Source organism: Streptomyces sp. NPDC030814, assembly GCF_055572155.1.
Genome location: NZ_JBVIDX010000027.1, coordinates 30241 through 40304, shown reverse-complemented (window position 1 = coordinate 40304; position 10064 = coordinate 30241). Strand labels below are relative to the sequence as shown.

At 71.7% G+C, this 10064-nt stretch carries 9 protein-coding genes; 3 read left to right on the top strand and 6 right to left on the bottom strand.

Annotated features, from left to right (window positions below; genetic code table 11):
• Window positions 1-771: 771 nt before the first annotated feature.
• On the bottom strand, window positions 772-1353 hold the full coding sequence (locus tag ACZ43N_RS35705) for a hypothetical protein (RefSeq protein WP_468103201.1): 582 nt from the start codon (window positions 1351-1353) through the stop codon (window positions 772-774).
• A gap of 152 nt (window positions 1354-1505) precedes the next feature.
• Here ACZ43N_RS35705 and ACZ43N_RS35700 point away from each other — a divergent pair, with 152 nt between their 5' ends.
• From ACZ43N_RS35700 to ACZ43N_RS35690, 3 genes are all read left to right on the top strand, one after another.
• A complete protein-coding gene (locus tag ACZ43N_RS35700) occupies window positions 1506-2693 on the top strand; it encodes a sensor histidine kinase (protein WP_468103200.1) in 1188 nt (395 codons plus the stop codon).
• Window positions 2690-3331 carry a response regulator gene (locus ACZ43N_RS35695; protein ID WP_468103199.1) on the top strand — a complete coding sequence of 214 codons (642 nt, stop codon included), beginning with the start codon at window positions 2690-2692 and terminating at the stop codon, window positions 3329-3331. The genes ACZ43N_RS35700 and ACZ43N_RS35695 overlap by 4 nt, the downstream gene beginning before the upstream one ends.
• Window positions 3332-3459: 128 nt before the next feature.
• On the top strand, window positions 3460-5292 hold the full coding sequence (locus ACZ43N_RS35690; RefSeq protein WP_468103198.1) for a glycosyl hydrolase family 18 protein: 1833 nt from the start codon (window positions 3460-3462) through the stop codon (window positions 5290-5292).
• A 95-nt stretch (window positions 5293-5387) separates the two neighbouring features.
• On the opposite strand, the gene ACZ43N_RS35685 is transcribed toward ACZ43N_RS35690, so the two are convergent.
• From ACZ43N_RS35685 to ACZ43N_RS35665, 5 genes are all read right to left on the bottom strand, one after another.
• Window positions 5388-6581, bottom strand: coding sequence for a peptidoglycan-binding protein LysM (locus ACZ43N_RS35685; protein WP_468103197.1), 1194 nt, complete (start codon window positions 6579-6581; stop codon window positions 5388-5390).
• Window positions 6582-6599: 18 nt separating this feature from the next.
• A complete protein-coding gene (locus tag ACZ43N_RS35680) occupies window positions 6600-7013 on the bottom strand; it encodes an IPT/TIG domain-containing protein (protein ID WP_468103196.1) in 414 nt (137 codons plus the stop codon).
• 35 nt (window positions 7014-7048) lie between these two features.
• A complete protein-coding gene (locus ACZ43N_RS35675) occupies window positions 7049-7258 on the bottom strand; it encodes an IPT/TIG domain-containing protein (RefSeq protein WP_468103195.1) in 210 nt (69 codons plus the stop codon).
• A 519-nt stretch (window positions 7259-7777) separates the two neighbouring features.
• Window positions 7778-8875 carry a right-handed parallel beta-helix repeat-containing protein gene (locus ACZ43N_RS35670; RefSeq protein ID WP_468103194.1) on the bottom strand — a complete coding sequence of 366 codons (1098 nt, stop codon included), beginning with the start codon at window positions 8873-8875 and terminating at the stop codon, window positions 7778-7780.
• A 557-nt stretch (window positions 8876-9432) separates the two neighbouring features.
• Entirely contained in the window at window positions 9433-9885 is a 453-nt protein-coding gene (locus ACZ43N_RS35665) for a DUF2550 domain-containing protein (protein WP_468103193.1), read from the bottom strand.
• Between the last annotated feature and the right edge of the window lie 179 nt (window positions 9886-10064).

Sequence of the window (10064 nt, the reverse complement as noted above, 5' to 3'; positions counted from 1 at the left end):
GCGTCACCCGCACCGCTGTCGCCGCGTGGTACGGCGACGACGTTGCAAAACCGCTCCCACTATTCTGTCCCCCGTTCCCCCCCCCCTCCCTCCCTCTCCCCTCCCCCCCCCCCCCCCCCCCCCCCCCCCCCCCCCCCCCCCGCCCCCGAACGGCGCCGAGCCCCCGCGCCGTGGGCGAGCCGAGGGGTCACTGAGGGGCCGACGTCACCGGGGCGACGACGCCATCGGGCTGTCGACGCCGCTGGGGCGACGACGGCCATCGGGCTGTCGATGCCACTGGGGCGACGACGGCCATCGGGCTGTCGGTGCCACCGGGGTAACCGGGGTAACCGGGCCGACGGTGCCACCGGGCCAACCGGGTTGTCAGCGCGACCCGACCGACAGCGCCGACGGGCTGCCGGTGCGGGGGTAACGGCGCGACCCCGCCTCGGGCACTGCTCGGCCGACACCGCCACCCGGGCCAACACCGCCACCGGGCCAACCGGGCTGTCGACGCCGCCGCGGTGGCGGCCCGCCCCGGCCGACAGCGCCACCGGGCTGCTGGTGCCCCCAGCCACCGGCGCCACCCGGCCGCCGGGCTGCCGGTGCCGCTGGGGTAACGGCGCGACCCCGCCTCGGGCACTGCTCAGCCGACACCGCCACCCGACCGACGGCGCCACCGGGCCAACCAGGTTGTCAAGGGCGCCGCGGTGGCGGCCCGCCCCGGCCGACAGCGCCACAGGACTGCTGGTCTCCCCCAGCCATCACCGCCACCCGGCCGGCGCCGCGCCCCTACCGCACCCCCGCCCGCTCCTTCCCCCGCTCGGCCCGTCCGTCACCCTCCGGTGCCTTCTTCGGCCAGATCGTGTACGCCAGGGCGACCAGCCCGTGGATCCCGGCCGCCCGGAGCGCCGCCCACTGGAACGACCTCAGCGACTCGACGTTCCCGTCGTCGCCGACGTACCAGACGGCCGCCTGGAGCAGTGCCAGCGCGACACCGGCCGCCACCACGGTCCGCAGCCAGAGCGCGCCCTCGTGCCGGGCCCTCGCCATGCCGTACTTCGGCGGCCCCACCGGCTTCGGCCCGCCGGCCAGGCGATGCGCGGCATGGCCGTCCAGCCGGCGGATCATGTAGTGCCCGTACCCCACGGTGAACCCGATGTAGAGGGCCGCCAGGCCGTGCTCCCAGCTCGGCTCCGCGCCGTTCTTCAGGTCGATCGCGGTCACCACGAAGAGCACCAGTTCCAGCAGGGGCTCGCACAGCAGCAGGACCACACTCGTCCGGCGCCACCTCAGCAGATAGCGGACGGCCAGGGCGAGGGCCAGCAGCGCCCAGAAGCCGACCTCGCAGGCGATGATCAACGCGACGATCACGACTCGCTCCTTTCGTTCACCCTTTCAGGCTCCCGACGGGACCGGCCGGAATCGTCGTCGGCGATGACGAACCCGCGGTACACCGAAAGATGCACTCCAGGACCGTTCCCGGGCATCAGGCGGCGCGCACCCGCCCCGTGTTGGATGGGGACATGGCCGTACGACCGCCCCACCCGCACCCCTTCGACGTGCGCGCCGCCCTCGCCGGACTGCTCGGTGGCCTGCTGCTGTGGGGGCTCCACCTCGCGACCCGCCCGGCCCACGACCCGATCGTGCTGCTGGACGGCCGCTGGTGGATCCTGCTGCCCCTGGTGGTGACGGCGGCCTGCGAGTCGGTGCGCCGCGTCCTGCCCCGCACCGCCGTGCTGGTCGGATGGGCGGCGCTGACCGTGGACACCATCACACAGGGCAACCTGGTCACGGTCGTGATGTTCACCGACCTGGTGTACGCGGCCGTGGTCTACGGTCCACCCGCCACCGCCCGCCGCGTCCTGTGGGTCTCCGGGGTGCTCACCGCGGTCGGCACAGTCGTGCCGGTGGCGGTCTGGCGGGTGCCGGAGGCGGTGCTCGTCGGCGCGGTCATCGGCCTGGTCGCCTTCATGCCCGCCGCCACCGGCTGGATCGTCCGCAACCACCGCGACGCCGCCGAGGCCGCCCGGCTCCGCGCCGAACAGACCGCGCTCCTGGCCGAGATGGACCGCGTCCAGGCCGTCGTGTCCGAACGCGCGCGCATGGCCAGGGAGTTGCACGACATGGTCGCCAACCACCTGTCGGCGATCGCGATCCACTCCACCGCCGCGCTCTCCCTCGACGACCCGGAGACTTCCCGGCAGGCCCTCGGGGTGATCCGCGAGAACAGCGTCGAGGGCCTCGCCGAGATGCGCCGGCTGATCGGCATCCTCAGGGACACCGGCGACGACAACGCTCCGGCCGCCGCCCCCACTCTCGACGGGCTCGGCGCACTGGTCGACGGCGCCCGCACCAACGGCCTGGACGTCACCCTCGACGCCGACCACGGCGACGCCCTGCCCGCGCCCGTGGGACTCGCGGCCTACCGCATCGTCCAGGAGTCCCTCACCAACGCCCTCAAGCACGCCTGCCCCGGACGGGTCACGGTGACCCTGCGGCAACCGGATGGCTCCCTCCACATCGCGGTGACCAGCCCGTACGGCGACCGGGACGACCCGAGCGCACCGGGCTCGGGCGCCGGTCTGGTCGGCATGCGGGAGCGTGTCGCGCTGTTGGACGGCACCTTCGAGGCGGGCCCCGAGAGCGCGGGGCACGGCAAGATCTGGGTCGTACGCGCCACCCTCCCGGTCACCGAAGGAGAACCCGCATGATCCGCGTGCTCGTCGCCGAGGACCAGTCCGCCGTACGCGCGGGGCTGGTCCTCATCCTGAGCAGCTCGCCCGACATCGAGGTCGTCGGCGAGGCCGCCGACGGCGAACGCGCGGTGGAACTGGCCCGGGAACTGCGCCCGGACCTGGTGCTGATGGACGTTCAGATGCCGCGCCTCGACGGGGTGTCCGCGACCCGCCAGGTCGTCGCCGAGGACCTCGCCGACGTCCTCGTCCTCACCACCTTCGACCTCGACGAGTATGTGTTCGGGGCGCTACGGGCGGGTGCCGCCGGGTTCCTGCTCAAGAACACGGAGGCGAAGGACCTCCTCACGGCCGTCCGGACAGTGGCGCGCGGTGAGGGGCTGATCGCCCCGGCCGTCACCCGGCGCCTGATCGCCGAGTTCGCCGCCGGGCCGGCCCGTGAGCCCACGGTCGACCGGTCGGCGCTCGACTCGCTGACCCGACGGGAGCGCGAGGTGCTCTCCTGTCTCGCTCAGGGGCTGTCCAACGCGGAGATCGCGGTGCGGCTCGACATGGCGGAGGCGACGGTGAAGACCCACGTCAGCCGGCTGCTGGGCAAGCTCGATCTGCGCAGCCGGGTCCAGGCGGCCGTGCTGGCCCAGGAACTGGGGATCTGACCCGCCGTACGGGTGTCCGGCGCGGTGCACTGGTCCAGACCCATTGACCTATGGTCCAGACCTTTCTATTCTCGCCGCACTGCGCCACGTCATGCTCATGCTCACGACACCCCACAAGGAGGCGCGTCATGCGCTTCAGGCACAGACTCGCGGCGGGCTTCGCCACCCTGCTGCTTCCCCTGACGGGCCTGGTCGGTCTCGCGACCCCGGCCCCCGCGGCGACCGCGTCTTCGGCAGCTACCGCCACCTACACCAGGACCCAGGACTGGGGCAGCGGCTTCGAAGGAAAGTGGACCGTCAAGAACACCGGCACCACCACGCTCAGCTCCTGGACCGTCGAGTGGGACTTCCCCTCCGGAACGTCGGTCACCTCGGCCTGGGACGCCGACGTGACCTCCTCCGGCTCCCACTGGACCGCCAGGAACAAGTCCTGGAACGGCACACTCGCCCCGGGCGCCTCCGTCTCCTTCGGTTTCAACGGGAGCGGCTCAGGCTCCCCGGCGAACTGCAAGCTGAACGGCGGCAGCTGCGACGGCGGCCCCAGCGTCCCCGGTGACGCGGCGCCCTCCGCGCCCGGCACCCCGACCGCGTCCGGCGTCACCGAGACCTCGGTCAAGCTCAGCTGGAGCGCGGCCACCGACGACAAGGGCATCAAGAACTACGACGTCCTGCGCGGCGGCACCAAGGTCGCCACCGTCACCGGCACCACCTACACCGACACCGGCCTGACCGCCGGCACCGACTACTCCTACACCGTCCAGGCCCGCGACACCGCCGACCAGACCGGCCCGCTCAGCGGCGCGGTCGCCGTCCGCACCACCGGCGGGGTCGTCGACCCGCCGCCCGGCTCCAAGGTCAAGCTCGGCTACTTCACCGAGTGGGGCGTCTACGGCCGCAACTACCACGTGAAGAACCTGGTGACCTCGGGCTCCGCCGCCAAGATCACCCACATCAACTACGCGTTCGGCAACGTCAAGAACGGCCAGTGCGTCCTGGACGACTCCTACGCGGCCACCGACAAGGCGTACACCGCCGACCAGTCCGTCAGCGGCACCGCCGACACCTGGGACCAGCCGCTGCGCGGCAACTTCAACCAGCTGCGCCAGCTCAAGGCGAAGTACCCGCACATCAAGGTCCTGTACTCGTTCGGCGGCTGGACCTACTCCGGCGGTTTCGGCCAGGCCGCGCAGAACCCGGCGGCGTTCGCCAGGTCCTGCAAGGCCGTCGTCGAGGACCCGCGCTGGGCCGATGTCTTCGACGGCATCGACATCGACTGGGAGTACCCGAACGCCTGCGGTCTGACCTGCGACACCTCGGGCCCGGCGGCCTTCAGGAACCTCATGTCCGCCCTGCGCTCCGAGTTCGGCTCGAACTACCTGGTCACCGCGGCCATCACCGCCGACGGCTCCTCCGGCGGCAAGATCGACGCGGCCGACTACGGTGGCGCCGCCTCGTACCTCGACTGGTACAACGTGATGACGTACGACTACTTCGGCGCGTTCGACAAGGACGGCCCGACCGCACCGCACTCCCCGCTCACCTCCTACCCCGGGATCCCGCAGGCGGGCTTCAACTCCGCCGACGCCATCGCCAAGCTGAAGTCGAAGGGCGTGCCGTCCGCCAAGCTGTTGCTGGGCATCGGTTTCTACGGCCGTGGCTGGACCGGCGTCACCCAGTCCGCCCCCGGCGGATCGGCGACCGGCGCGGCACCCGGCACCTACGAGGCCGGCATCGAGGACTACAAGGTCCTGAAGAACTCCTGCCCGGCCACCGGCACCATCGCGGGCACGGCCTACGCGCACTGCGGCACCAACTGGTGGAGCTACGACACACCCGCCACCATCGGCACCAAGATGGCCTGGGCCAAGAACCAGAACCTGGGCGGCGCGTTCTTCTGGGAGTTCAGCGGCGACACGAGCAACGGAGAGCTGGTGACCGCGATCAACAACGGCCTGAAGTGACCGACGGAGGAACAGCCTGAGGACACGGACGCTCCCCCGCACCTGGTCCGGGGGAGCGTCCGCCCGCCCACACCGGCGGCCGACCTCTCCGTCGTTCACACGACGACGAAGGCGTGTCTGTCGCCGAGCCGGGTCAGGGACGTCCGGCCCGGTACGCCGTCGGCGTCACGGCCCCGATAGGACCCACCCGCACGGCTGCGTTGCCAGGCGGCGTACGCCGAGACGGTCTTCGTGCCGAACGAACCGTCCACATACCTGCGCTCCAGCAGTCCCTCCGCGGCGAGCGCCTCCTCCACCAGCCGGACGTCCCTCGGAGACGTACGATGCCCGTCGGGCGCCGGAGGATCCCTCCGCGCGGCGGCGACGACCCGGGCGAGGCTCACCTTCGGCCGGGCATCCCGGGACAGGGACAGCACCTTCCCGGTGTCGATCGCCCCAGGATCTCCATGGTCGTTTCCCGGTACGTGGCAGTGGCCGAAGTGCCCGCCGCCGGACTGCCACACCGTGCGTGAGCGGGGCGCCGAGCCCGGAGGGTACGGCGCGGGCGGTCCCGCCGGCCAGGCGTCAGGCACCCCCCAGGAGTGAACGGCGGCAAGGATCCTCTGCCATCCAGGCTTCTTCGAGGGGTCCCAGCCGTCGGTCCACGGCTGGGAGGCGCGGCCGAGGACCTCGATCTGGACACAGACCCGGCCCTCGCGATTGGTGCGCCGGGAGCCGTCGTTGCGCAGCGCCCGGGCCGAGTGGTGCAAGGGGCCGAACTGTCCGACGCGGTCGGTGACCGGGCAGTAGATGAGGTGCGGTTCTGCGGCCACTTCGAGCAGGTACGAGGCGACCGCCTCCAGATATCTGCCCCCGGCCGGGGACTCGGTGGTGTGATGCACCACCCTCGGCGGGTGGTGGGGCGTGTCCATCGGGCCCCCGATGACCCCGTCACCGAAGCGGATCGTGTCACTGATCCATGCCGTGCCCGTCTGCCCGGCGGCGGGCTGTGGCCCCTCGGCGAGCGCCGCGACCGGGGCCCCTCCCCCAGCCGGGCCGGGGTCGGCCGGCCTCCGGTCCCGGCGGCGAACCGGGGGCCGGTCGCCGTCGACGGGTTCGTACCAGTCCAATTCTCCGTCCGCACGCAGGACGAAGACCGATCCCGGACGTCCGGGATGCTCGACGACGACGTGGGATGCGGTGCCCGGAGCGGCGACGGCACGCACGGCACGCAGGTGCTCCACGTCCACGACGCCGCAGTAGGTGACGGACTGATCGGCGTGGACGACCGCCGCGTGGAAGGACGTCATCACGGAACCCCCTGCGTCTCAGATCTCGGGCGCGGCGACCCGCGGGTACGTCAAGCCGTTGCCGATGCCCGCCCGTGCGGTCGCCCGTACGGACACTGACCCGGCGGATCCGGGCGGGACGACGGCCGTGACCTGCGCCGGAGGGACCACGGTGCACGACGCGAGGCCGGAGCCGAACCGGACGTCGGTGGTGGCCCCGCGAGGTGCGCCGGTCAGTGCGACGACCGTGCCGCCCGTGACCGGCCCCGCAGTGGGCACGAGGGAGACCAGCGTCGGCGGGTCGAGGCAGATGTGGTCGGCGGGGTTGCTTGTTCCGCCAGGGGTGATCACGGTGACCGCCGCCGCCCCGGCCGAACGGACCGGAGTCACCGCGGTGATCCGGGTGGCGCTGCGGACGGCGGACGACGTCGCCGGCACCCCGTCGAACCGCACGATCGTCGCACCGGACGGATTCCCACCCGTGAGCCTCAGGGCCGTCCCCCCTGACACGGTCCCTGGCTGGGCGGCAGCCCCGACATGGCGGCGCTGTCGACGGTGAAGGATGCCGCCGCCTTCACCCCGATCCGGACGGTCAGCACCACCTTGAACCCGCTTCCCGCCACGGTGACAGTGGTACCGCCTGCGGTGGACCCCTGGTTGCGACTGACCGAGGAAACGACAAGGGGAAGCCATGGCACTACTCCTTGGGCGTAAGAAGGGACACATCAGCCGTACGGGTCACGTCACGGCGTGGCCACGGGGTGGAGCCCCGTCCGGGCGGAGGGGGGACTGCCGCCCGGACGGGGGGTCAGCGTCTCCCCGGCGGGGAGAGCGTCGGACCGGCCAGATGCCGGGCCCCGCGACGTGGGTGAAGCCGTCGGTGGCGGTCGCCGATTCGGCGGCGTTGGTCACGACCACGTCCACGGCTCCCGCGACACCCGGCGGGGTGCGCTGCAGCTTCCGCCGTCCCCCTGGGCAAGGAAAAAACCGACGAGCGCTGCCTGTCAGAACGTTCCCCCGGCTCGGGGATGGGCAGCCCGCCGGTTCACACTCTCAGTGACCCATACATCCGATCGGGCAACAAGAAGCTCTCGCCCTATTCACCCGAACGGAGTAAGCCCGGTCGCTTGTCCGTCCTCCGCCCCTCCCTCGTCTGCGACGGGGCAGACCTGCGTACGGCCAGGTCCCGGGCACCCCGGCACCTGGCCGTCCAGCACCTACGGCGTACAGCCGGGGACCGCTCCGGACGGCGCGCAGTTGTCGGGCGTGCTGTGGACGGCGGAGTCCCCGACCAGCGCGACCGAGCCGCCCAGACGGAAGATCCCACCGCCCTCGCCGCCCGCCCGGTTGTCGGAGACGTCACTGCCGAGCAGGACGGAGGTGCCGTCCGCGTGATAGAGCCCACCGCCGTCGAGTCCGCTGACATTGCGGTCCACGGTCGTGTTCAGCAGCCGCAGGGTGCCACCCAGGCCCAGGTTGACGATGCCGCCGCCGTGCGAGCCGGCCTTGTTGCCCGCCACCCGGCCGCCGGTGAGTGTGAGGCGACCGAGCGCCGTGAAGATGCCACCGCCTTCGAATGTCGTGGCGTGGTTGCCCTTGACCGTCGTCCCCCTGAGGACCGCGGTCCCGAACGTGGCCAGTCCCCCGCCTGTGGACACGGCCGTGTTGTCCGCGATGGCTCCCCCGCTCACCGTCAGCTGGGCGGACGCACCGACGTGCACGCCCCCGCCGTCGCCGGCGCGGTTGTCCGACACCGTGCTCTCGACGAGTCGCGCCCTGCCCTCGGACACCACCGCGATACCGCCGCCGATACCGGCGGCCCTGTTGCCGGCGACCCTGCCTCCGCTCAGCAGGAGCTTGCCCGCGGTGAGGATGCCTCCTCCGCCGGTGCCGTCGGCCGCCCTGCCACCGGACACGGTGATCCCGTCGAGAGTGAGAGATCCCCGGGGAGCGACCTCGACGACACGGAACGGCGTGTCCGAGTCACGGGAGATCGTCGCCCGGTAGCCACTGATCGTGACGTTCCCTGTGATGACGGGCAGTCCGTTCGCCCCGTCGGGGCCCTGGGCCGCCGGTGAGGTGAGCTCGTATCTGCATCGGGGCGACAGCATGACGAACCCCCGTCCGAGGGTGTTCGCCTGGTGGATCCGGCTGATCAGCTCGGCGGAATCCCCGCACGGTACCGGAGACACCCGGCGCTCGGCCCACGGCTGGGCGGCGGCCGGTGTCACGGCACCGGACACGGTCGCGCCCAGGACGACGGCCACGGCCAGAGCACGAACGTTCTTCGAGGTCAGCACTGGTTCTCCCTTCATGGTGGTGGTCCCAACCTGATCGGGAGACCCGGCCGTTGGCATCCAGGGAAAGCTGGACGGGTGAAGGAGTACGGCCCAGTGGCCGAGTGCCGACGCGAATCGGCGCTCCCCGCGGCCGGCCAGCCTTACCAGGGCGATGCGAACTCCTCGGGCGCCGGGCGGACTTGGGTCTCCGTGCACCCTCACCAGGGGCGACGACAGGGGAACGGTGTGCGTGCCTGGGAGGGACAGCGCACCGGGACAGAGGCTGGACCATTCGAGTGACATATGCCGTAACCGGCGCACGTGCCATGAAGGGTGTGGATTACTGGAATGGATCTGGCCGGTGGGTCGCCCATTCTCACCGGGGGATGCGGCAGTCGGACTACCTGCGGTTTTCCTGCAGGAGCCCGGGTGGATCAGTGCCGGCACACCGCGATGGGCACCCCCGGTGCGGAATCAGATCGCGTCAGCCGGTGTCGTTCGCGGCACCGGCTGACTCGCCGGCCGGATCACCGCGAGCCGGTACACACCCCGCACGCGCTCTCGTGCCGACGGCCGACGGGAGGACCCCGTGGTCAGGCGACGTTCACGCGCTGCCCGGGAGGGGCTGCCTCAAGCCACGCGAGGAAACCGGTCAGCGCGTCCTCGCTCATCGCCAGCTCCAGACGGGTGCCCCGGTGGAGACAGACAAGGATGACGTCGTCGGGCAGGAGCACCAGCTCCTCGCCGTCCGGGGTGCGGCGGCCGGCCACCTCGATCGCCGAGCGTTCCAGCACGCGGCGCGGGCGGGGTGAGTACGAGAAGATCCGGAACCATTCGATGCGGTCCCCGTTGTAGCGGGCGATGCCGTAGCCCCAGCCCTTGCCCTTCTCCTCGCCGCCCGCTGCCTTCTCCGGAGCGTCCCACCGCAGGCTGCAGTTGAAGGTTCCACCGGAGCGCTGGATCAGTCGTCGGCGCAGTCCGAAGGCGATGAGCCCCACCACCACGAGCGCGATCACCGACCCGCACACAGTCAGAGCGAGGACCATCGACACCGACCTCCTCGTCTCCTAGGTAATGGAACGTAAAAACAACCCGTATTCGCCTCAGCCGCGGGGGGGGGGGGGGGGGAGGAGGGGGGGGGAGGGGGGGGAGGGGAAAAGAGACCAATACAGAAGCCACGAGAGACTCTACGACAAGACCCCCCCAGACCCCCCACCCCCACGCC

Excerpts from the sequence above, each read along its gene's own strand:
- ACZ43N_RS35665 (WP_468103193.1), bottom strand. The coding sequence starts at position 9,885 with ATGGTCCTCGCTCTGACTGTGTGCGGGTCGGTGATCGCGCTCGTGGTG.
- ACZ43N_RS35685 (WP_468103197.1), bottom strand. The coding sequence starts at position 6,581 with ATGACGTCCTTCCACGCGGCGGTCGTCCACGCCGATCAGTCCGTCACC.
- ACZ43N_RS35695 (WP_468103199.1), top strand. The coding sequence starts at position 2,690 with ATGATCCGCGTGCTCGTCGCCGAGGACCAGTCCGCCGTACGCGCGGGG.
- ACZ43N_RS35690 (WP_468103198.1), top strand. The coding sequence starts at position 3,460 with ATGCGCTTCAGGCACAGACTCGCGGCGGGCTTCGCCACCCTGCTGCTT.
- ACZ43N_RS35670 (WP_468103194.1), bottom strand. The coding sequence starts at position 8,875 with ATGAAGGGAGAACCAGTGCTGACCTCGAAGAACGTTCGTGCTCTGGCC.
- ACZ43N_RS35700 (WP_468103200.1), top strand. The coding sequence starts at position 1,506 with ATGGCCGTACGACCGCCCCACCCGCACCCCTTCGACGTGCGCGCCGCC.